The 20,636-nt window shown below is 69.2% G+C and carries 26 protein-coding genes; 10 read left to right on the forward strand and 16 right to left on the reverse strand.

The window, feature by feature from the left end:
• Positions 1 to 26 precede the first annotated feature (26 nt).
• From AQJ46_RS19495 to AQJ46_RS19510, 4 genes are all read right to left on the reverse strand, one after another.
• Positions 27 to 2,219 carry an aminoglycoside phosphotransferase family protein gene (locus AQJ46_RS19495; RefSeq protein ID WP_059206780.1) on the reverse strand — a complete coding sequence of 731 codons (2,193 nt, stop codon included), beginning with the start codon at positions 2,217 to 2,219 and terminating at the stop codon, positions 27 to 29.
• A 177-nt stretch (positions 2,220 to 2,396) separates the two neighbouring features.
• Positions 2,397 to 3,284 (reverse strand): GntR family transcriptional regulator, encoded by an 888-nt coding sequence (locus AQJ46_RS19500; RefSeq protein ID WP_059206781.1) that lies wholly within the window; start codon positions 3,282 to 3,284, stop codon positions 2,397 to 2,399.
• Between the two features lie 234 nt (positions 3,285 to 3,518).
• Positions 3,519 to 4,304 carry an HAD family hydrolase gene (locus AQJ46_RS19505; protein WP_063803823.1) on the reverse strand — a complete coding sequence of 262 codons (786 nt, stop codon included), beginning with the start codon at positions 4,302 to 4,304 and terminating at the stop codon, positions 3,519 to 3,521.
• Positions 4,253 to 5,134, reverse strand: coding sequence for a winged helix-turn-helix domain-containing protein (locus AQJ46_RS19510; protein WP_059206782.1), 882 nt, complete (start codon positions 5,132 to 5,134; stop codon positions 4,253 to 4,255). Before AQJ46_RS19510 ends, AQJ46_RS19505 begins: the two co-directional genes overlap by 52 nt.
• Positions 5,135 to 5,300: 166 nt before the next feature.
• Here AQJ46_RS19510 and AQJ46_RS19515 point away from each other — a divergent pair, with 166 nt between their 5' ends.
• A complete protein-coding gene (locus AQJ46_RS19515; RefSeq protein WP_053851924.1) occupies positions 5,301 to 5,489 on the forward strand; it encodes a hypothetical protein in 189 nt (62 codons plus the stop codon).
• Between the two features lie 35 nt (positions 5,490 to 5,524).
• Here AQJ46_RS19515 and AQJ46_RS19520 read toward each other — a convergent pair whose 3' ends face one another.
• Complete coding sequence (locus tag AQJ46_RS19520) at positions 5,525 to 6,439, reverse strand: winged helix-turn-helix domain-containing protein (RefSeq protein ID WP_079072349.1); 915 nt, start codon at positions 6,437 to 6,439, stop codon at positions 5,525 to 5,527.
• Between the two features lie 185 nt (positions 6,440 to 6,624).
• Between AQJ46_RS19520 and AQJ46_RS19525 the strand changes: the two genes are divergently transcribed.
• Positions 6,625 to 6,810 (forward strand): hypothetical protein, encoded by a 186-nt coding sequence (locus tag AQJ46_RS19525; protein ID WP_057608742.1) that lies wholly within the window; start codon positions 6,625 to 6,627, stop codon positions 6,808 to 6,810.
• A gap of 226 nt (positions 6,811 to 7,036) precedes the next feature.
• Here the strand turns inward: AQJ46_RS19525 and AQJ46_RS19530 are convergent, their stop codons facing one another.
• Positions 7,037 to 8,287, reverse strand: coding sequence for a GNAT family N-acetyltransferase (locus AQJ46_RS19530; protein WP_059206784.1), 1,251 nt, complete (start codon positions 8,285 to 8,287; stop codon positions 7,037 to 7,039).
• Positions 8,288 to 8,357: 70 nt separating this feature from the next.
• The gene (locus AQJ46_RS19535) at positions 8,358 to 8,984 is read right to left on the reverse strand and encodes an RsiG family protein (RefSeq protein ID WP_059206785.1); all 627 of its coding nucleotides are present in this window, start codon (positions 8,982 to 8,984) and stop codon (positions 8,358 to 8,360) included.
• Positions 8,985 to 9,152: 168 nt separating this feature from the next.
• Between AQJ46_RS19535 and dtd the strand changes: the two genes are divergently transcribed.
• Entirely contained in the window at positions 9,153 to 9,578 is a 426-nt protein-coding gene (dtd, locus tag AQJ46_RS19540; protein ID WP_059206786.1) for a D-aminoacyl-tRNA deacylase, read from the forward strand.
• Between the two features lie 19 nt (positions 9,579 to 9,597).
• Here dtd and ygfZ read toward each other — a convergent pair whose 3' ends face one another.
• The 7 genes from ygfZ to AQJ46_RS19575 all read right to left on the reverse strand — a co-directional run bounded on the left by ygfZ (position 9,598) and on the right by AQJ46_RS19575 (position 15,061).
• Positions 9,598 to 10,563, reverse strand: a complete 966-nt coding sequence (gene ygfZ, locus AQJ46_RS19545) for a CAF17-like 4Fe-4S cluster assembly/insertion protein YgfZ (protein WP_057608746.1) — start codon at positions 10,561 to 10,563, stop codon at positions 9,598 to 9,600.
• Between the two features lie 10 nt (positions 10,564 to 10,573).
• A complete protein-coding gene (locus tag AQJ46_RS19550; RefSeq protein ID WP_057608747.1) occupies positions 10,574 to 11,011 on the reverse strand; it encodes a Fur family transcriptional regulator in 438 nt (145 codons plus the stop codon).
• Positions 11,012 to 11,044: 33 nt separating this feature from the next.
• Positions 11,045 to 11,620 carry an FABP family protein gene (locus AQJ46_RS19555; RefSeq protein ID WP_059206787.1) on the reverse strand — a complete coding sequence of 192 codons (576 nt, stop codon included), beginning with the start codon at positions 11,618 to 11,620 and terminating at the stop codon, positions 11,045 to 11,047.
• 214 nt (positions 11,621 to 11,834) lie between these two features.
• Entirely contained in the window at positions 11,835 to 12,707 is an 873-nt protein-coding gene (locus AQJ46_RS19560; protein WP_404828456.1) for a hypothetical protein, read from the reverse strand.
• 494 nt (positions 12,708 to 13,201) lie between these two features.
• Complete coding sequence (locus tag AQJ46_RS19565) at positions 13,202 to 14,023, reverse strand: hypothetical protein (RefSeq protein ID WP_059206788.1); 822 nt, start codon at positions 14,021 to 14,023, stop codon at positions 13,202 to 13,204.
• Positions 14,020 to 14,781 carry a hypothetical protein gene (locus AQJ46_RS19570; RefSeq protein ID WP_059206789.1) on the reverse strand — a complete coding sequence of 254 codons (762 nt, stop codon included), beginning with the start codon at positions 14,779 to 14,781 and terminating at the stop codon, positions 14,020 to 14,022. Before AQJ46_RS19570 ends, AQJ46_RS19565 begins: the two co-directional genes overlap by 4 nt.
• Before the next feature lie 106 nt (positions 14,782 to 14,887).
• A complete protein-coding gene (locus AQJ46_RS19575; RefSeq protein WP_318656720.1) occupies positions 14,888 to 15,061 on the reverse strand; it encodes a DUF397 domain-containing protein in 174 nt (57 codons plus the stop codon).
• 234 nt (positions 15,062 to 15,295) lie between these two features.
• Here AQJ46_RS19575 and AQJ46_RS19580 point away from each other — a divergent pair, with 234 nt between their 5' ends.
• The 7 genes from AQJ46_RS19580 (at position 15,296) to AQJ46_RS19605 (ending at position 18,879) form a co-directional block, all read left to right on the forward strand.
• Positions 15,296 to 15,658 (forward strand): DsrE family protein, encoded by a 363-nt coding sequence (locus AQJ46_RS19580; RefSeq protein WP_037711040.1) that lies wholly within the window; start codon positions 15,296 to 15,298, stop codon positions 15,656 to 15,658.
• Positions 15,659 to 15,792: 134 nt separating this feature from the next.
• Complete coding sequence (locus tag AQJ46_RS19585; RefSeq protein WP_059206791.1) at positions 15,793 to 16,521, forward strand: LmeA family phospholipid-binding protein; 729 nt, start codon at positions 15,793 to 15,795, stop codon at positions 16,519 to 16,521.
• A 222-nt stretch (positions 16,522 to 16,743) separates the two neighbouring features.
• Positions 16,744 to 16,824, forward strand: coding sequence for an Ms5788A family Cys-rich leader peptide (locus AQJ46_RS59050; protein ID WP_350751515.1), 81 nt, complete (start codon positions 16,744 to 16,746; stop codon positions 16,822 to 16,824).
• A gap of 109 nt (positions 16,825 to 16,933) precedes the next feature.
• Positions 16,934 to 17,773, forward strand: a complete 840-nt coding sequence (locus AQJ46_RS19590) for a sulfurtransferase (RefSeq protein ID WP_059206792.1) — start codon at positions 16,934 to 16,936, stop codon at positions 17,771 to 17,773.
• A gap of 59 nt (positions 17,774 to 17,832) precedes the next feature.
• A complete protein-coding gene (locus AQJ46_RS19595; RefSeq protein ID WP_020122955.1) occupies positions 17,833 to 18,120 on the forward strand; it encodes a DUF1416 domain-containing protein in 288 nt (95 codons plus the stop codon).
• Positions 18,121 to 18,194: 74 nt separating this feature from the next.
• Positions 18,195 to 18,455 carry a DUF3099 domain-containing protein gene (locus AQJ46_RS19600; RefSeq protein WP_059206793.1) on the forward strand — a complete coding sequence of 87 codons (261 nt, stop codon included), beginning with the start codon at positions 18,195 to 18,197 and terminating at the stop codon, positions 18,453 to 18,455.
• A gap of 10 nt (positions 18,456 to 18,465) precedes the next feature.
• Positions 18,466 to 18,879, forward strand: coding sequence for a VOC family protein (locus AQJ46_RS19605; protein WP_107117288.1), 414 nt, complete (start codon positions 18,466 to 18,468; stop codon positions 18,877 to 18,879).
• Here AQJ46_RS19605 and AQJ46_RS19610 read toward each other — a convergent pair.
• Together AQJ46_RS19610 and AQJ46_RS19615 are read right to left on the reverse strand one after the other, a co-directional pair.
• Complete coding sequence (locus AQJ46_RS19610) at positions 18,876 to 20,357, reverse strand: hypothetical protein (RefSeq protein ID WP_059206794.1); 1,482 nt, start codon at positions 20,355 to 20,357, stop codon at positions 18,876 to 18,878. The genes AQJ46_RS19605 and AQJ46_RS19610 overlap by 4 nt on opposite strands.
• A gap of 2 nt (positions 20,358 to 20,359) precedes the next feature.
• Positions 20,360 to 20,614, reverse strand: a complete 255-nt coding sequence (locus AQJ46_RS19615; RefSeq protein ID WP_007382997.1) for a MoaD/ThiS family protein — start codon at positions 20,612 to 20,614, stop codon at positions 20,360 to 20,362.
• Between the last annotated feature and the right edge of the window lie 22 nt (positions 20,615 to 20,636).

Here is a 20,636-nt window from a genome sequence, read left to right on the forward strand (position 1 = left end):
TTGGGCCAACTGTGCGGCGACGATCCTCAATGGTCTCCGTGCGGCAGTGCGAGGACAAGATAGGGATTCGTGGTCAGATTGGCCCGCAGGCCGAGTGTCGCGGTCGCCGCGGTCAGGGTCATGGCATAGGTCCCCACCGCACGGCTCACATTGGGGGCATCGAGACTGTCGCGGGTCATCAGCCGGTCCAGGTCTACATAGGCGGAACGCACGGTCTCGATCCAGCGGTACACGCGCCAGTCGAGACGCCATCCCCTCGTGCACTCCTCTGGCAAGAGCTGCGACCACCTGTCGAACATGCGCGAGCGGATCTCGGGGAGAGTCGGCGTCAGATGCATGTGGCGGACGAGGTCGTAGAGGGGGTCGCCCACCATCGCCATCTCCCAGTCGATCAGGGTCAGGCCGGTGCCGTCCTCACGACGGATCATGTTCCACGGATTGAGGTCTCCGTGCAGAAGCACGGCACGTCGAGGGGCCACCGTATGCCGACGGAGGATCTGTTCGAGACGGAAGCCGCTGGCGGGAAGGCCGAGTTGGCCCGCGAGCTGAAGCGTCTCCTTCGGCAGTTCCGACACCATCCGGATCAGCTCATCGCACAGTTGTTCGTGAAACCCCGCGGCCGGCGCGTACGAGTCCTCCGTCAGCTTCGCGCAGTCGACCTGTGTGAGGGCGTGCAGCTGGTTCACGAGGTCGTCCGCCTCGTGCGGCAGGAGGCCACTTTCAGGGTGATCGGGAGCCCGGATCTCCCCTTCCGGCCCTTCAAAGGAATGGATGGTGAACTGGTCTCCGAGTTCACTGGTCCCCAGGGCCAGCACCCGCGGCGCCCGCACCGCCACGCCCGAGTCCTCGATCGCCCGCAGCACGACGTGCTCGTTCAGGAACCGACGTTCCCGGGAGTTGCCGGCTCCCACCTTGCGCCGCACCATCACCGGGTACGGCACGCCTTCCACCCGCACCGCCGTGCTGAGGTGTGCCGTCCCCTTGAACACCCGGTCGGCCAGCGCCGCCCCCTCCTCGAAGAGAGCCTCCTGCACCGCCGACTCGGAGAACGCCGGATGCTCGGGGAACCGCGGATCGCGCACCCAGGAGATGGACGACACCGCCCGGTCACGGCTGTGACGCTTGCCGTGCGAGACGTTCCAGCGGAAGAGAATGCGTTCGATGGCCTTCTCGTCCGGAACGTTCTTCAGACGCAACGGCTCTTCGGCGGCCTGCAAGGCCCAGTACACCGCCTCGGTTGCGGCGTCCAGATCCTTCTGGTCGAACGATTCGCCCAGAGAGGTCGCGGCGCGCATCACGTCCGGATAGACCGACTGGGCGCGCTCGAAGGCGACATAGTGCCGCAGGTCGCGCTCCAGGCCGTTGACCGCCTTGGGACGCCGCAACACCATCGCCGAGCGCCACGCCTCGACGGCCTCGTCCCACTGACCGTCCAGGTAGCCCATGCGCACCAGATGGGTGGCGAGATCGTGCAGCGGGTCGCCGTAGCTGGACAGTTCCCAGTCCACGCAGATCAAAGGGGGGCCGGCCTCGTACGAAACGATGACGTTGTCGCGGTGCAGATCCGTGTGGAGGAGGCTGAAAGGGCGGCTGATCATCGCGGGCACGCGCTCAGCGAACCGCACCATGGCGTCCTCGGGGATGCCAAGCATCGCGAACAGACCGCCGAACCTGTGCCAGTTGCGCTGACGGACCTGCGTCTCCGTGGCCAGGGCCAGCGTGCGCAGAAAGGCCCGGCTGTCCCGGCTGGACCGGGGCCAGAACTGCGGCAGGGGGGGCAGCTCCTTGCGGCCGACCTGTGTCATGTCCGCCAGCAGTTCGGCGAGGGCCCGGACCAGATGCTGGTCCACGGGCTTGCCGTTGGGGCAGACGCTCGACAGGGGGACACCGTCCACATAGCTCATGACCGCGATGTCGCCGTACTTCAACAGGCACCGCGGCACATGGGGGAGAACGCAGCCGATTGCCTCGAGGATCTCCGCTTCGTCCTGCCAGGTCCGGATCACCACCGGCAACGCGGAGCGCTGGCGCTCACGCACCATGATGAACTTGTGATCCGTCAGCTGATCAAGCCAGGGCGGTGGCGGAACAATGTAGTTCAGGTTGTGGTGACCGCGGGTCAGTCTCCCCGCGGACCTGGCGTGGGAGACCAGCTCACCGAGCGCCTCGCGGGCCGCCCGCCCCGCGAACGCGGCGGCGGGCCCGGATGGACCACCCACGGGCACTCCTGAGCAACTATGCAGCGCCTCCGATTTTCATGCGCAGCACGAGAGGACCACACTGTAGTGCTCAAGCATCCCTGACACGGGCGTTATTCAGAACTGGCTACCCAGTTGCAACACAGTTCACTCGTTGGCTTCACACCGCTCGACGGGATGGACGAACAGGGAACACAATCAAGGCTGGTCATAGCGGTGCCAACAGGAGTCGAACCACTCTTGCCAGCTCTGCATGAATACGGAACCGGTGGCGTTGGGATCGCCCTCGTCGTTGACGAGCCGTATCAACGTCGACCCCAGTCCCAGGACATCCCAGGCGTCGATCTCGGTGTCGTCGTCCATCAGAATCGTGCGCTCCACGATCTTGTACGGACCCAGCAGACCCTCCGCGCCGCGCCGCAGGTACAGCTTGTGGGTCGGAACGAGCGGCACCTCCCGGACCGGCACCACCACGTCGGGCACCAGTCCGTCCGTCTTGAGGTTGCGCAGGGCATTACGCAGCGAGGACGTGTGCCGTCGGATGATCTCGCGAGTCCGGAGTTGAAGAATCCGGTCCAGTTCCTTCACTTCGAGGGCGGGGTAGTCCTTCGACACCCTGGCCCGTGGATACGGGAGCTCGATCGTGTCGGACGGCAGCAGTATGCGGAGCGCGATGCGCTCGGGGGCGGGGATCTGGCCATTGCGGATCGCCTCGGCCTGCACCCGTATGTGGGTGTCGAGGCTCTCCGAGGTGAACGTGAAGACGTCGAGTTCCACGACGGGCTGAGCGAAGGCTCGGGCGATGAAAGGCCCGAGCGCAATCCGGCCGGGGGACACCTTCGACTGGGTCGTCACATGGACGGGGAGCGTCACTCGGACCTTCGAGCCGCTGCCCTGACGTGACTCGATCCAGCCTTCGGTCCTCAGCTCCTCCAGGACGCGCTGAATCGTGTCCCGTGAGACCGCGAACTCGTCGGCGAGAGCGCGCTGCGGGGGCAGGTTGGAACCCGGCCGGTACTCGCCGTCGGAGATACGGGACCGCAGCGTCGCCAGAATGGTGGCTCTCTTGCCGCGTTCTACGCTCACATCGCGACCGTACCTCCCTCACCGGCCATCCAAACCGCTTTCAGTCCACAAACAGTCAATCCCGTCCGGCCAACAGACCAATATTTGCAGGCCGGTTAGTCGATCAACCGGTCAGGGCACAACCACACTCGAGGCAACCAGTCCAATTGGACGGCTAGTTGATCAGCCTCATCAAAGTGGTAGGGGGCGGGCAGCACAGTGGACCGGTTACATGCACATCGTGGTACCGACAACTCAGGGAACAGGGCGCAGCACGTCCAGCACCTGCGCCAGCGAGCCCACGACCGCCTCGGCTCCCGCCTCCCTCAAGATCTGCTCCTTGTCCGCATTACGCGCGTAGCCAAGGAACTGCACCCCGGCTCGTTGCGCGGCCTGGAGGTCCGTTGCAGCGTCGCCGATCATCAGCGTGGCGGACGGAACGGCGCCCATGGCCTTGATGGCCTCTTCCAGGCAATGCGGGTTCGGTTTCATCAGATCGAGGTTCGCCGTGCGGCCGTAGACATAGGGGAAGCAGTCCGACAGTCCTCGGCTCGCGACGTACGCCGCTGCCGCGAGAGCGGCGTTGTTGGTGGTGATCGCGAATCTCACGCCGAGCGCCGACCACGTCCGGATCAGTGGGTCGGCGTGCGGGGTCGGCATCGCCTTGGGAACGGCCTGCAGTTCACGCCGGGTGAGCCACTCCTCCAGTTCGAGGACCAGATCGCTCCCGGGGCGTCGTTCGTGGACACCGCGCAAGGCATCGTGCGGGTCGTTGCCGGATCGTTCCTGCTCGGTAAGCAGTCCGCCCATCCCCAACTGATCGATCTTGTCGACCAGTTCACCCGCTATCTGGTGCGCCGGATACCCCGCGAACAACCGGCACATCGGCCCGTCCATGTCCCAGAGCACATACCGAGCGGAGGAGACCAGTGATGCGAGTCGTGCTGTCTCTGCTGTCACCGGTTCAGTGTGCGTCGTCTCAGGAGTCACTAGGAGAGTGTCAGGTCCGTGGTGATGGTTTCCCAGAGGGCGTCGAACCACTTCTGCGATTGAACGACGAACGCGGCGTCACGCTCGCCGGCGTTCTTCGCGAAGGAGAAGAGGAGCGATTCCGTGCCGAGGACGTCGTACATGTCGAGAATTCCCGTATCCGTGGCCTCCTCCCGGCGCGCGACCATGTAGTACGCGATCAGCGCCTCCGCCTGGTTGAGCAGGTACAGCTTCACGGGCGGGGTGAACGGCAGGGCGCGGAACCTGACCTTGACGTCGATCCCGTGGGAGGAGCGCAGGGAACGGAGATTGTGTCGCAGGACGTGACCCTGGGCGTTGCGCATCTCCAGCCAGCGCTGGTGGACCGGGTTGTCGTCGTCGGGGGCCTCCACCGGCACCGGGAAGGCCAGGTTGATGTCGCGGGAGGGCAACAGGATACGGACGTCGATGGACTCGGGGTGGATCCGGCCCTCGTGAATGAGGCGGACCGGCTCGCTCAGGGCCACCATGAGGGTCTCCGAGGTCAGGCAGGCCGCGTCGATGCGGACGTGCGGGCTGGAGAAGGCCTCCGTGAGGCGGGGGGCCAGGCCGACCATCGTCGGCTGCGGCTCTCCCGACAGCCCGGGCACCCGCTCCGCGATCCGCGGCGGACTCCCCTTGCTCACATTGCTGAGCAACCCGTCCTCCTGCAGCGCGCGCAGCGCCTGGCGGACAGCACCCCGCTCCACGCCGAACTCCTCCGCGAGTTCGGCCTGGGTGGGGAGGCGGTCGCCGGCCTTGAGGTCGCCCGTGCGGATGCGTTCCCGCAGGGTGTCGGCGATTTCCTGGGGCGAGAGCCTTCTGCTGCCGTTCACTGCCACGTTCTCCTGGGTCACGACCAAACGTTACAACTCCAATCCATCTATGGGGAGTTGTCTGGAAGTTGTTTATCAACCCCCACCAAGTGGGGACAACGTAGGCAGAGTTGGTTGCCAACTTGGATGAGTTGGCGGAAGTTTTACCTCCTCGCCCGCCTCGCCCGCCCGTAAGCCCGAAGGGGGAACCAACATGCCGGCCCTCGCTCTCCTCTCCGCCGTCTTCGTCGTCGGCGTCGAGCAGACCCTGCAGTGGAAGTACGGCGCCAGCGGCATCATCGGGATGCTCCTGCTCACCATCGGCATCAAAGCCAAGAACCCCGCGATCAGTTCAACCGGGGCCGTGGTTCTCGCTCTGCTGGTCGCGGGGCCCGCCCTATGACCCGAACGCGCCCGGATCCGCCACTGTGGGAGACGTCAGCCCGTGAGCGCCAGCTCCGAACTGATCGTCTCCCACAGTGCGTTGAACCACAGGTGGGACTGCTCCACGAAGGTCGTGTCCCGCAGGCCGGCACCCTGTTCGAAGGCGAACAGCATCGACTGGGTGCCCTCGGAGTCGTACAGCTCCAGGTGCTCGTGGTCGATCTCCTCCTTGCGGCGCGTCAGCGTGTAGTACGCGAACAGCGCCTCCGTGCCGTTGAGGAGGTAGAGCTTCACCGGTGGTGTGAAGGGCAGGGCGCGGAAGGAGACGTGGACGTCGATGCCGTGTGTGGCACGCAGGGCCAGGAGGTTGTGCCGGAGGACCTGCCCCTGCGCGTTGCGCTGGGCCAGCCAGCGCTCGTGGACCGGGTCGTCGTCGCGGTCCTCGACGGATACCGGGAAGGCGAGGTCGATGTCCCGGCCCGGCAGCAGGACGCGGACGTCGATCTTGGCCGGATTCAGTCGTCCGGCGTGGATCTGGCGCAATCCCTCGCCGATGGCGAGGTTGAGGGACACCGACGTCAGGCACAGGGCGTCTATCTCGACGTGCGGGGCCGCGAAGGCGGTGGCGATCCGGGGACCGAGGGCGACCATCGTGGGCTGCGGGGCGGCTCCGGGGCCGGTGAGCGCCCCGCTGAGCCCCAGGTCGGGGGCGACGGTCGCCGGGCTTCCCTTGGAGACGTTGGTGAGCAGGTGTTCCGTCTGCAGCAGGTGCAGCGCCTGCCGTACGACCCCGCGCTCGACGCCGAACTCGTCGGCCAACCGCGCCTGTGTGGGCATGCGCTGACCTGCCCGCAGCGTGCCGGACCGGATCCGGGCGCGGAGCTCGTCGGCCACCTCGCGAGGTGACGTGTGTGGCCGCTGTGACCTCTTCCGTCCATTGACGGAGGCGTGTTTCGGGTCCACGACCAAACACTACAACTTCCCGCCATCTTTGGGCAGTTCACTGGAAGGTGGTTATGAGCCGCATCCAAGCGGAGATAAGTACAGTGAAGTTGGTCGCCAACTTGAGCAACCTTGAGGAACATGGTCAAAACTTCACAAGGTTGGCCAACTCGGCGGCCGACAGGGGCCACCGTCCCGAAGGGGGGACCGTCATGCCGTTCATCGCAGTCGCCATCGCCGCCCTCGCCGTCGGCTTCGAGGCACTCGTGCAGTGGAAGTGGGGTGCGATGGGCATCGTCGCGTTCGTCGCGCTGACCATCGGCGTCAAGTCCAAGAACGTCGCGATCGGCGGCATCGGAGCGGTCATCCTCGTGATGCTGCTCGCCCAGTCCGGCTGACGCCCGCCCGCCGGGCCCAGGATCCGGCTGATCGGGCTCCCTTCCGGAGGGGAGCCGGGAGCCCGGTCGGTCTGCACAGTCACAACTGAACACCGACAACTGAACAGCAGCGGCAGCTGCACACACCGCACAGCCACAACTGAACAGGCACAACTGAACAGCCACAACTGAACAGCTCGCTACGGATGCGAGGCAACAGCCCAACCGTCCACACCAGAAGGGAGCGTCAGAACATGTCCGGGCACCAAGGACGCCTGGATGTATGCAGCAGGGCGTCGGCCCCCCGGCCGGCGCCCGCTTGTTCTTCCCGCACTCGCCCGAGCGCCACGAGCCGCTCCACCGACTCGTCACCGAGCCACAGCGTCGCCAACTCCCGTACGTCCAGCGTGAGATCGGCGCTCCGAGTCGTCGCCGTACAGGTGGCCCCGGCGGGCGAGGCCTCCAGCCGGTACCGGCCGCCCGCCATCCCGGACCCGTCCACGACCTCCAGCACCAGCGCGCCCTCACCCTCGTACGTCCGCGCCTCCAGGGCCCGTACGACATCCAGGATCCGCACCCACAGCCAGTCCGACTGCATGGTGATCCCGGCCGCCCGGGAGTTGGGCAGGAGGTGCGGGAGCAGGTCGTCTGGGGCCCGCCAGCCGCTCTTGACCCGCATGACCCAGTCGATCGAGCACAGGTAGTGCCACAGAGCACGCTCGGCGGCCGGGGTCGAGGCGATCAGGCTGCGCACGCTCGCCGTGTTCAACGGCTGCATGGTGTCGGCCCACTTGTCGTCCACCTCGTACGCCATCAACCCCTCGACCGTGCCGTCCGCCGCCCGGTACACGGCGAAGAACGGCTCGGTCCACTTCGGATCGGGGCGTACGGCCCCCGTATTGAGCTGCCAGAACCAGTCGTCCCGGCTGATCGCCCCCGGCAGGGCACGGCGCATCCGGTCGTGCAGTTCCGGACCGAGCTTGCGTACGTCGCCGGCCTCCACCAGCTCGATACGGCCGCCGGCCAGATCCGGGCCACGGGGGTCGAGGCCGGCGCGCGTGACGTCGATCGTCCACTCGGCGGCCGCGGTGGCGGGGCCGAAGCCGTAGCGGCCGTAGATCCCGTACTCGGCGGCGATCAGCGTCGCCAGGACGTCTCCGCGCTCCTTCGCGGCGGCGAGGTCCTGGTTCATCATGCGGGTCAGGAGCCCGCGCCGGCGGTGGGTGGCGGTCACGGTGACGGCGGTGATCGCGTCGGCGGCCACGAACTCACCACCGACGGCCGTCACCTCCTGCGCGAAGGACCGGAAGGTCGCCACGCAACGGTCCCCGTCGAAGGCCCCGAGCAGCCGACCCGGCTCGAACTGCCTTCTGCGGGCCTCCAGTTCCGCCTCCGACACGACCGGCTCCCGCAGAAACCCGGCATGCACGGCACGCAGCCATTCGGGATACTCGGCCTCGGTGACGGGACGGACGTCTAGGTCGGCTGGGGCGCTCATGGGGCCACGGTAGGCGGGCGGGGATGACGTGTCGCGTCGATTTTCCTGCCCGGGCCCGCCGAGAAGTTCCCTAGGTCAGCAGGTCCGCCACCTGCGCCTCGCCCTCCCGGTACCGCCGCGCGATCTCCCCGCTGCACTCGTCCGCCGTCCGCTGCAGCCGCTGCCGTCGCCCGGAGACCTGCTGCTCGTACCGCACGAGCCGGCCCATCGCGGTGCTCAGTTCCAGGTCGGTCCGCGCGGAGAGGTCCGACAGCTCGACCTCGGCGAGCGTCTCGGCGGCCAGCAGCCGGTACTCCTCGCTGTGCGGGGTGCCCAGCGTGACGTGGCGGGCAGAGGAGCGGTGGCGGGCCGGGGCGTCGGTGAGGATCTCCGGGAGCCGGTCGACCACCGAGGCCTCGGGGAGGTGCTCGAGCACCGAGCCCGCGCCCGTCGGTGACCGGCGCAGCAGTTCCGCGCGGAGGATGTCGATACGGCCCTGCAGCAGCCGTCGGACGTAGCTGAGGTCGGCCTCGTCCTGCTGGGCGTCCCGGCGCAGAGTGCGCAGTTCGGGCAGGCTCAGCCTGGCGAGATCGTGTTCGATCGGATCTGGGGGCAGCAGGTGGCTGTCCGTACGCTGCGCGGGCGGCCGGGGTGTCTCCGGCTCCGCCCTGTGGGCAACGCGGACGGGCCCCTGCTGCCCGGTACTCGGTGTGCTCATGCGCCTCTACCGTCCCCTCGACCGGCGTGTGGAAGCATCGTGCCACCCCAAGTGGCCGCTATGTGACCGAGTGCCCCCGAACGGCCCCGAACAGCCCCAGATGGGGGGTTAAGGATCAAAAATAAACCCGAACACGGGTACTTCCTGCGCGACCGGCATCATGGGCACATGCGTGCAGTGGTGCAGAGGGTGGACGGCGCGAGCGTCGTCGTCGACGGCGAGACGGTCGGGGAGATCAGCGGCGAGGGACTGTGCGTCCTCGTCGGGGTCACCCACGAGGACACCAAGGAAAAGGCGGCCCAACTCGCCCGCAAACTCTGGTCGGTGCGCATGCTGCACGACGAGAAGTCGTGCAGCGACATCGACGCCCCGCTGCTCGTGATCAGCCAGTTCACCCTGTACGGCGACGCCCGCAAGGGCCGCCGCCCCACCTGGAACGCCGCCGCCCCCGGGGACGTCGCCGAGCCTCTCGTCGACGAGGTCGTCGCCCAGCTCCGCGCCCTGGGAGCGACGGTGGCCACCGGCCGCTTCGGTGCGCGGATGCGGGTGTCCCTGACGAACGACGGCCCGTTCACGGTCCTGCTGGAGATCTGAAGCCCGCTCAGGACAGGTCCTACGGCTCCACGACGACTTCCTGGGCCGCGGCCGTCGTGTCGGCGACGAGGCGTGCGTCCAGGGGGACGTTCCGCTTGACCAGGGCGAGCGCCACCGGGCCGAGCTCGTGGTGGCGTACGGACGTGGTCACGAAACCGATCTTGCGGCCGTCGGGCCCCTCGTCCGCGAGCCGGATGTCGGTCCCGGCGGGCGGCAGGTGCACCTCGCTGCCGTCCAGGTGCAGGAAGACCAGGCGGCGCGGGGGCTTGCCCAGGTTCTGCACGCGGGCGACGGTCTCCTGGCCCCGGTAGCAGCCCTTCTGGAGGTGCACCGCGGTGCCGATCCAGCCGAGCTCGTGCGGGATGGTGCGGTGGTCGGTCTCGAAACCGAGGCGCGGACGGTGGTGCTCGACCCGCAGCGCCTCGTAGGCGAGCAGGCCGACCGCGGGGCCGGACTTCTCGGCGTACGACTCCAGGTCGGCGCGCGGCAGGAAGAGATCGCGGCCGTACGGCGTCTCGCGTACGACGACCCCCTCCGGCACCTCGGCGATGGAACCGGCGGGAAGGTGGACGACGGCGAACTCGTCCGTGCGGTCGGCGACCTCGACCCGGTTGAAGAACTTCATCGACTCCAGGTAGGCGACCAGCGCCTCCTGGGTTCCGGGTTCGACGTGCGCCCAGACGGTCGTGCCGTCGTCGACGAGGTACAGCGCGTGCTCGATGTGGCCGTGCGCGGAGAGGATGAGCGCCTCGGTGGCCTGGCCCGTCGGGAGGTCGCTGACGTGCTGGGTGAGCAGCAGGTGCAGCCAGCTGAGGCGGTCGTCGCCGGTGACGGACACGACCCCGCGGTGCGAGAGGTCGACGAATCCGGTTCCTTCGGCGAGGGCGCGCTGCTCGCGGAACAGGTCTCCGTAGTGCGCGGCGACGCCTTCGTCCACACCCTCGGCGGGGACGGCACCGGGCAGGGACAGCAGAGGGCTCTTCATATGACTAAGCCTACGACTCGGTAGTTGAAGCCTTGAGAGAACAGTCCTTGCAGCGGCCGAAGATCGCGAAGTGCTTCATGTCGGTCTCGAAGCCGAACTCCTGCCGGAGCTTCGCGGTGAAGTCGGCGGCCACCTTGATGTCCGCCTCGATGACGTTCTGGCAGTCGCGGCAGACCAGGTGGATGTGGTGGTGGCGGTCGGCGAGGTGATACGTCGGCGCCCCGTGCCCGAGATGGGCATGGCTGACCAGACCGAGCTCCTCCAGGAGCTCCAGGGTCCGGTAGACCGTGGAAATGTTGACCCCCGACGCCGTCTTCTTCACTTCCGTGAGGATGTCGTCGGGGGTCGCGTGCTCCAGGGTGTCCACAGCTTCGAGGACAAGCTGGCGCTGCGGGGTCAGCCGGTAGCCGCGCTGCCTGAGGTCGCTCTTCCAATCGGTGCTCACCACACCGGAAAGTCTAGGTCCCACTCGGCGGAAGGCTTACTTGAAGAAGGCGATCCCGTCGTCCGGAAGGTCATCGGGCAGGGCCTTGGCCCAGCGCTCGACCTCTTCCGGGGTGACGACCTTCTTCAGGTGGGCCGACATGTAGGGGCGCAGCTCGACCTCGGGGGTCTGCTTCTCACCGACCCACATGAGGTCGCTCTTGACGTAGCCGTACAGGCGCTTGCCGCCGGTGTACGGCCCCGAGGCGGCCGTACGCGCGACGGCGTCGGTCACCAGGTCGATCTGCGGCTTCTGGGCGGCCATCTCGCCGTACCAGATCTCGACGACGCCGTCGTCGCGGACCATCGTCACCTCGACCTTGCGGTCGGCGTCGATGCGCCAGAAGCCGTGCTCGGACTCCAGCGGGCGGACCTTGTTGCCGTCGTTGTCCAGCACCCAGGTGTGGGACGCGTACTCCAGGAAGTCCCGGCCGTCATGGCCGAAGGTCACCTCCTGGCCGAAGTTGCACTTCTCCGAACCGGGGAAGTCGTGCACGCCCGCGCCGGCCCAGTTGCCGAGCAGGAAGGCGAGCGGGACGAGGTCCTTGTGGAGGTCGGACGGGATCTCGATCATGAGTGGCGGTTCCTAGAGGGGGGTCAGCGCTGGCCCTGGTACAGCTTCTTCACGGTCAGCCCGGCGAAGGCGAGAACGCCGACGCAGACCAGGACCAGCAGGGCTTCGAAGAAGATCTCCACGGGGTGCTCCTCGGATGAGCGTGGTGCGGTGCATGTACACGGGCCGGGCCCCAGCTTACGCGGCCGGGGCCCGGGGAGCCGTAGGGGTCTCCTCAGCCGAGGAGCTGGGACTGGAGGGTCACGGTCTGCTGGAAGGGGACGGGGTTCGCGGCGCCCTTGCGGGACTGGACGACCAGGGCGAACACGTCGCCCACGGCCAGGTAGGCGTGCCGGGTCTGTTCGGTGCCGTACGGCTTGGACTCGGTGTAGACGACTTGCGTGACGTCCTCGATCCGGGCCTTGGCCGGGAAGCCGTCGTCGGAGACGGAGTCGACGGCACCACGCAGCTGGTAGCCGGGGCCGCCGTACGGGGCGATCTGGCCGGTGAGCTCGTCCACGACGGCCGCGGTGTCGAACTGGAGCAGATAGACGCGGGTGTGCGTCCCGTCGGGGGTGGTCCAGCCGCGGGCCGCGATGTGGCGCAGTCCGTGGTCGGTGAACTTCTGGGCCAGCTCCTCGCGGTCCGTCTTCTCCCCGTACTCGGCGAGGAGGTCCTTCGTCGGGAGCCACCCGTCGGTGCCGCGCAGCGCCGCGTCCGCCGTGGCTCCCTTTGGCGCGGGCAGCACCAGGTCGCGCAGATCGGCGTAGTGGGTCCCTGCCTTGTTCTCCGCGGCGAGGGGCCCGGAACTGCCGGAGGGCAGCGGCGGCTTCGCGAGCGTGGGGTACACCCACCGGCCGTCCGACGCGGTCTCGAGACCGGGCACGTCGGTCCGCTGCATGCCCGCGATCCCGTACGCCGTCCCGGCCCCGACCGTCGCGAAGACGAGGAGGGCGGCGGTCCAGCGGAGGGTGGCGCCCAGGATGCGACGGTTCCTCGGGGACGGGGTGAGGGAGCCGGCTTCGGGCACTGGAGCGGGCTCCGACACGGAACCGGCCGTAGCGGGGACCGTGGCCGTGGCCGCAGGCTCCGGCTGGGAAGCGGACACGGTCCCCCCGGCTCCGGCAGCGCGTGCGGGCGCGAGCGCAGGCACGCCCTCCACACCGCCGGGAGCGGGCGCGGACTCGGACGCAGGGACAGGGTCCGGCACAGGCGCAGGCGCGAGCTCGGAGGCACCCACGCCCTCCACACCACCAGCGAGCGCGGACCCGGCCACAGGAGCAGGCTCCACGCCGGGAGCCGGCGCGGACTCGGACGCAGGGACAAGGTCCGGCACAGGCGCAGGCGCGAGCTCGGAGGCACCCACGCCCTCCACACCACCAGCGAGCGCTGACCCGGCCACAGGCGCAGGCCCCACGGCCGGAGTAAGCGCGAGCTCGGACGCAGGGGCGGGATCCGGCGCGGGGAGTGGCAGGTCGACGCCATGCGGCTCGCCCTGACCGGGCCGGGCCGCCGATTCGGTCGCCTCGGCCTGGGCACCCCGCTCGGTCCCGTCGGGCGGTTCGGGCGCGGCGGTGCGTTCGGCTTCTTCCGTCCGGTCGGTCATACCGCTTCCCCCGGCTCCTCGATGCGGTCGAGCTGTTCGCGCAGAAGCATGGCTATTCCTGTTTTCTGGAGGGGCTTCGCGCTGCTCGCCCTGAGCGTGACCAGGACGTTGCCCTGCGGGGCGACGCAGTACATGGACTCGAGGTCCTCGTTCCCGGCCTTCTCGTCGGCCTTTGGCAGGTAGCACGCGGCGTCCTTGTGGCCCTCGATCTTCGGGCCCTCGTCGAAGAAGACGTCGAGAGCGTCGAGGAAACCCTGCTGGGAGCGGGCGAGGCTGCGGACGGCCGCCGAGCTCGCCATCTGGGCCAGTTGGACGGTCACGACGGAGGCCTGGTCCGTGTAGACCGAGGACAGTTCCTCGGTGCTGACATAACTGCGCATGGCGATCCCCGAGATGCGCTGCTTGTCGATCCGCCTCTCCAGCTCCTTGCGCTGGCTGCGCGGCAGCCCGGAGAGCGATTCCTTCGCCAGCGCCGTCGCCCGGTCCCCGCTGAGCTGCGCGTCGTACCCGTACTCCCCGATGTCCGGCCCCCGGCTCCACCCGTCGGCCCCGTAGGGCACGAGCATCCCGGCCAGCCCCTTCGCGGCCGCGGCCTTCGCCTTCTCGGCCCCGGTTCCCTTCGGGAACTTCCACACCGGCGCACCCGCGTCGCGGTCGGCGCCGTCCACGGTGACCACCGTGTAGCCGACCCCGGCCACGACGGCCCCGGCCAGCACGACCGACAGGGTGATCGCGGCGATACGGCCGCCACGGCGGGCCGGCTTCGCCACGGCCCTCTCGCTCACCGCGGCCTCGGCGTTCTCAGCGTTCTCGCTCACAGCCGCTCCATCTGCCGCTCGACCAGATCCATGATCGTCTTCTTGGGGACCGGCTTGGTGTCGTAGACCCAGATCATCACCGCGATGTCGCCGCGCCACGCGTACGCCTCCGCGTAGTACTGCGGCAGATAGCCGGCCCTGGTCTTCGGCTTGTCGTGGACGTACGCCATGCCGTCCCCCGTGCCGGGAACGGGCCAGCTCCGCGTGGAGCTCTCGTCGGCCGCCCAGGACTGGTTGCCCGACGTGACGGCGGCGGCCCCGAGGGCCTCTTCCTGCCGGAACTGGGTCAGCCGCACCTCGAAGTCCGCCTGGCCCCTGGTCCACCCCGTGGACACGGCCCTGCGGAACTCGTCGCTGATGGCGCTGCCGAAGGCCTGGCCGGGCTTGGCGTAGGTGTCCGCGTAGGCGGGCAGGTCCAGCCAGCCGTCGACGGAGGACAGCCACTTCGCCGTCTTCACCCCGGACGGCTTCGGCAGCAGCAGCTTGCGCAGGTCGCCGTCGGTCTTCACCCGGCGGTCCTGGGCGGCGGACAGCGGTTCGGGCGCCGGGCCCTTGGTCTGCGCCGGCGTCGGCTGGGAGAGCGAGGCCAGCTTCGTCGGCTCGCGCTCGGCCTGGATCAGGTACCCCGTGCACGTCCCGGCGACGACACCGAGTACGGCCGCGCCGGCGATCAGGAGTGTCGTACGGCCCCGGCGCCGCGCGCGGGGTCTCTCTTCGGGTATCTCGGGTGCTTCGGGCACCCCGGCCGTCCCGGCCATATCGGGTACTTCCACTGCGTCCCCCACAAGACGTGAAAGCGCGCATTCCATATGCGCGCTTCACAGGAGACGGCTGGTCAACACCCAGGGTTGCGCTCCGACTTGATCACGATCCGGACACGTGTGCAACGAACACGGACCAGGCCTCGTCGGAGAAGACCAGCGCCCGCCGACCGGGGTCCTTGCCGTCCCGGACGGGGACGCGGGAGGGAAGGGCGTCGGAGACTTCCAGGCACTCGCCGCCGTCCGGGTTGCTGTAGCTGCTCTTGCGCCACGTCACGCCGCTCAGGTCGAGCCGGCCGACTTCGCAGCCTCCCGAGGCCGCGAAGTCGGCGCCTCCCCCGGCCCTCCTCCCCCTCCCCTCGCCCCCGGTGCCGACGCCTGCGGCTGCGGCTGCCCTGGGTCCTGGTCGACGACGCCTTCTGGACCGGTGTGCTCACCGCGATCTGCATCGCGGGACTGCTGACGGTGATCGACGCGACGGCCTGACCGCCGTGCGCACTACGCTGCCCGCATGGCGAAGAAGCTCGTGATCAAGGTGACCGCCGGGGCCGATGCCCCCGAGCGCTGTTCGCAAGCGTTCACCGTGGCGGCAGTGGCCGTGGCCAGTGGGGTGGACGTCTCGCTGTGGCTGACCGGGGAGTCGGCGTGGTTCGCGCTGCCGGGGCGGGCCGCCGAGTTCGAGCTGCCGCACGCGGCCCCCCTGCCCGACCTGCTGGACTCGATCCTCGCGGGCGGACGGCTCACCCTGTGCACGCAGTGCGCGGCCCGCCGGGACATCACGGAGAAGGACGTCATCGAGGGCGTACGGATCGCGGGGGCGCAGGTGTTCGTCCAGGAGGCGCTCGCCGAGGAGACGCAGGCGCTCGTCTACTGAGCGGACACCGAGCCGGACCGCGGCCTGTCACAGGTGATCGACAATTTGCCGGGCGTCTTACCCGGCGGGGTTAGTCTCACGCTCGACGGCCACCCGTCCGTCGACAAGACCGCCGCCCCGGGGGGACCCACCGCATGCGCGCCCTGCGAATACTTCTGATCATCGCCGTGATTCTCGGCGGGCTGTTCGTCGCCGCCGATCGTCTGGCGGTCCATTTCGCGGAGGGCGAGGTCGCGGACCGGCTGAAGACGCAGGAGGGGCTGACCACGACGCCGAGCGTGGACATCAAGGGGTTCCCGTTCCTGACCCAGGTGGCCGGCGGTGAGCTCGACGACGTCGAGGTCGGGATGAAGGACTACGACGCGGACACCGGGACCAGCGGCGGCACGATCCGCATCGACGACCTGAACGCCGCCATGAAGGGCGTCGCGTTCTCCGGCGACTACAGCTCCGCCACCGCCTCCTCCGCCGCCGGCACGGCGACGATCGCCTACGACCAGCTGCTGAAGGCGGCCAAGTCGGAGGAGACCCAGCTCCCGCTGGGCGTCACCGCCAAGGTCGTCGGACTCTCCGACGGCGGCAACGGCAAGATCAAGGTCGACATCAAGGTCAGCGCCCTGGAGCAGCCCGTCTCGGTGCTCAGCACCGTCAGCGTCGTGGACGGGGACACCGTGCGGGTGCACGCCGACTCGATCCCCAGCTTCGGCAACATCACCCTCGCCGACTCCGACGTCCGTTCGATCGCCGACTTCGACCAGAAGATCGAGGGTCTGCCGGGCGGTATCAAGCTCGACAAGGTCGAAGCGGGTGCGGACGGTGTGGAGATCGCGGTGAAGGGTTCGGACGTCAAGCTCGCCGGGTAGGACGAGCGTCGGGCCGTACGCCATACGCTGACACGCCGGACGCCTTGCGTCCGACAGGCGAGACGGTGGCGTCCGTACCGTAGATGTGATGACGACTACAGCCGCCCGGGAACCGTGGGACCACGGCCCGGGCGGCTTTCTGGTCCCACATTCCGGACGATCGCATCTCAGCATGCGACACACCGGTGACATGCCGGTATGTCCGTCCCTACGATCGACGGCATGAAGCGACAGGCGGATCTCACGAAGCGGCGGGCAGTAGACCTGTGCCGCGTCGCCGCCATGCTCTGTCGCCCCTTCTGAGCGGACGGCATCGACCTCCGCATCCCCTTGCCCTGGCGCCCCAGGGCATCCGTGCGTCCCGCACACCCTTTCGCACGCCCCGCCGCAACTGCCCCGGAGGAGAAAGAGCATGAGCCGCAGCGACGTCCTGGTCGATGCCGACTGGGTCGAGGCCAACCTCGACAACCCCGACATCGCGATCGTGGAGGTGGACGAGGACACGTCCGCCTACGAGAAGAACCACATCCGCAACGCGATCCGCATCGACTGGACCAAGGACCTGCAGGACCCGGTCCGCCGCGACTTCGTCGACCAGGAGGGCTTCGAGAAGCTCCTTTCGGCGAAGGGCATCGCCAACGACACCCTGGTGATCCTCTACGGCGGCAACAACAACTGGTTCGCGTCCTACGCCTACTGGTACTTCAAGCTGTACGGCCACGAGAACGTCAAGCTTCTCGACGGCGGCCGCAAGAAGTGGGAGCTGGACGCCCGCGAGCTGGTCGAGGAGGTCCCGGAGCGGACCGAGACGGCCTACACGGCGAAGCCGCAGAACAAGTCCATCCGCGCCTTCCGCGACGACGTGGTGGCGGCCATCGGTTCGCAGAACCTGGTCGACGTCCGTTCCCCCGACGAGTTCTCCGGCAAGCTGCTCGCCCCGGCCCACCTGCCGCAGGAGCAGTCGCAGCGTCCGGGCCACGTCCCGTCCGCGCGCAACATCCCGTGGTCGAAGAACGCCAACGACGACGGCACCTTCAAGTCGGACGACGAGCTCAAGGAGCTCTACGCCGAGGAGCAGGTCGACCTCGCCAAGGACACCATCGCGTACTGCCGTATCGGTGAGCGCTCGGCCCTGACCTGGTTCGTGCTGCACGAGCTGCTGGGTGTCGAGAACGTCAAGAACTACGACGGCTCCTGGACCGAGTACGGCTCCCTGGTCGGCGTTCCGATCGAGCTCGGCGCCAACAAGTAAGACACCCGTCCAACCCGACCGGCCTTCCTTCCGGTCAGACCCCTTCTTTGGAGAAAGACATGTGTGGAGCGAAGGCCGGCGGCCCGGACGCCTCGACGATCAAGCCCGGTGAGACCACGATCCAGGGTCAGGTGACGCGTGACGGCGAGCCTGTGGTGGGTTACGTCCGCCTCCTGGACTCGACCGGCGAGTTCACGGCGGAGGTCCCGACCTCCGCGACGGGCCAGTTCCGCTTCTACGCGGCCGAGGGCACCTGGACCGTCCGCGCCCTCGTCCCCGGCGCCACCGCCGACCGCACGGTCGTCGCCCAGCAGGGCGGCCTGGCCGAGGTCGCGATCGCGGTCTGAGGCACCTGACCGACACCGGAGGGCCGTACCCGTGGGGTACGGCCCTCCGGCCTTTCCAGGCCTACGCTGGACCTATGTTGGCGCGACGACGGCATGTCTACTTCGCCATGATGGGCACGTGCATCGGGCTGTTCGTCCTGGCCTGGGGAGTCGTGCGGCTCTGGTCGGTGCCGGTGGCCGTGGGAATGTGCGTGGTGGCGATGCTGATCCCCCCGCTCGCCGCGGTCGTCGCGAACCGGCGCGGGCCCGACGACCGCTGGTGGGACGACCCCTCCGGCGACGCGAAGTCCGACGAGTGGTGGGACGAGCTGGACGGGAAGAAGCGGCGCCAGTAGGAAGGCCCGCATGTCTTCTTCCGCGAGGCTGTCGCTGTCCACCGTCGTCCTCGACACGCATGACGCCCACGAACTCGCCGCCTTCTACCAGCGCCTCCTCGGGTACGTGGTGCGCGCCGAGGAGCCGCACTGGGTCCTCCTCGGACCGCCGCCCGGCACCGGGGGCACCTCCCTCGCCTTCCAGACCGAAGCCGAGTACCTGCCGCCCGTGTGGCCCACCCGCGAGCCCGGCGAGCAGCAGATGATGCTGCATCTGGACATCGAGGTCGACGGCGGCCCGGACGCCTTGGCGGCCGAGACCGCGCGAGCGGTGGCGGAAGGGGCGCGGCTCGCCGAGTACCAGCCGCAGGACGACGTCCGGGTCCTGTTCGACCCGTCCGGGCACCCCTTCTGCCTGTGGACCGAGACGCCTGGGCCGACCTAGCCGATCGCCCGGCCCAGCACGTACACCGCCGGAGCCGCCGCGGCCAGCGGCAGGGCCACGCCCGCCGTGAAGTGCACGAAGCGGGACGGGTAGTCGTAGCTCGCGACCCGGTGGCCGATCAGCGCGCACACCGCCGCGCCCGCGCCGAGGAAGGCGCCCTTCGCGCCGAGCCCCGTCATCCCGCCGACCGCGATGCCCGCGCCCGCCGCGGCGAGCAGGGAGACGACCACCGAGGCCGGGGTCGGCAGGGGCAGCGCGCGAGCCAGGACCGCCACGGCCACGGCGGCCGCGCCGACCGTCACCGCGTCCGGGTCCGCCGCGAGGTGGCCGGTCGCCACGATCGCCAGTGCCGCCGAGGCGACGGTCGCCATCAGGCCGTACATCCGCTCGTCGGGGTCTGCGTGCGAGCGGAGCTGCATCACCAGGCTGAGCAGGACCCAGACGCCGAGGGTGCCGAGGATCGCGGCGGGCGCGTTCTCCCGGCCGGCCGTCAGGAGTGCCGCGTCGGCCACCAGCGCCCCGAGGAACGCCAGCGCGATGCCCTGCCGGGCGGGCCACATGCCGTTCAGCCGGAACCAGCCGGCCGCGGTGACGGCCTGGAGGACGACGAGGGGCACGAGGAGGGCGTACGACCCGACGGCCGCCGTTCCGGAGAGCAGCAGGCCGAGCAGCGCGGTGAGGGCGGCGGGCTGGATGCCGGGCTCGATGATCGGGGAGCGGCCCTCGAGACGGGCCCGCTGGGCGTCGGTGACGCGGGGGTTGCCGGCGACGGTGGCGGGGCCGTAGCCGGAGGCGTCGGACGCGGACCCGTGCCCGGCGGCACCGGGATGTGCCTGGGCGGACCCGTGGACGGGGCCCCCACCCCCCGGGGCGTAAGCATGACCGGCAGGACCGTGAGCCGTCGGCGCAGGTCCGTGACCGGCCGGGCCGGGTGCCATCTGGCCCGGCCCCTGCCCGGCGGGACCGGGAGCCGCCGAGGCACGACCATGACCCACGGGGTCGGAAGAAGTCGACGCGGAGCCATACTCGGCAGAACCGGCAGCCGGCGACGCATGACCATGACCCGCGGAGTCCGGAGAAGCCGGCACGGAGCCATACCCAGCAGGACCGGGAGCCGCCGAGGCACGACCATGACCGGCAGGGTCGGAAGAAGTCGACGCCGAGCCGTACGCCGCGGGGCCGGAAGTCGGCGCGGAGCCGTACGCCGGGTCGGGAGCCGCTGGGGAGCCGTACGCGCCGGCCCCCGGAGCTCCCTGCGGGGGTCCGTACCCCTGGGGCCCGCCCTCGTAGTCCTGCTGCGGGAGATACGACGTCTCCGGCGCGGACTGGACCGGTCGGTGCACCTGGGTGTCCCAGGTCTGGCCCTGCCACTGCTGGGTGTGCTGCTGGGCCGCCTGGGCGTCGTCGTCGTACGCCTGCTGGGCCGGCCAGCCCTGCTGCGGATACTGCTCGTAGTCCTCGTACGGCTGGTTCGTCATCGTCACCCTCCTGCGAACGGCGGGAGCACCTCGACCGTGCCGCCGTCGGCCAGCCGTACCGTCTCATGTCCGCGGGTGCCCACGGGGTCACCGTCGACGAGGAACGAGCATCGCCGCAGGACCCGCACCAGTTCACCGGGGTGTCGCTCGCGCGCCGCGTCCAGCGCCTCGGCGAGCGTGGCCGCGTCGAAGGGCTCCTCGGCGATCCCGGCCGCGGCCTTCGCGGCGGCCCAGTAGCGCACCGTGACCTTTGGCATCCGCTTCCTCAATCGATCGATG

The sequence above is a fragment of the Streptomyces canus genome (genome assembly GCF_001514145.1).
GTDB lineage: Bacteria > Actinomycetota > Actinomycetes > Streptomycetales > Streptomycetaceae > Streptomyces > Streptomyces canus.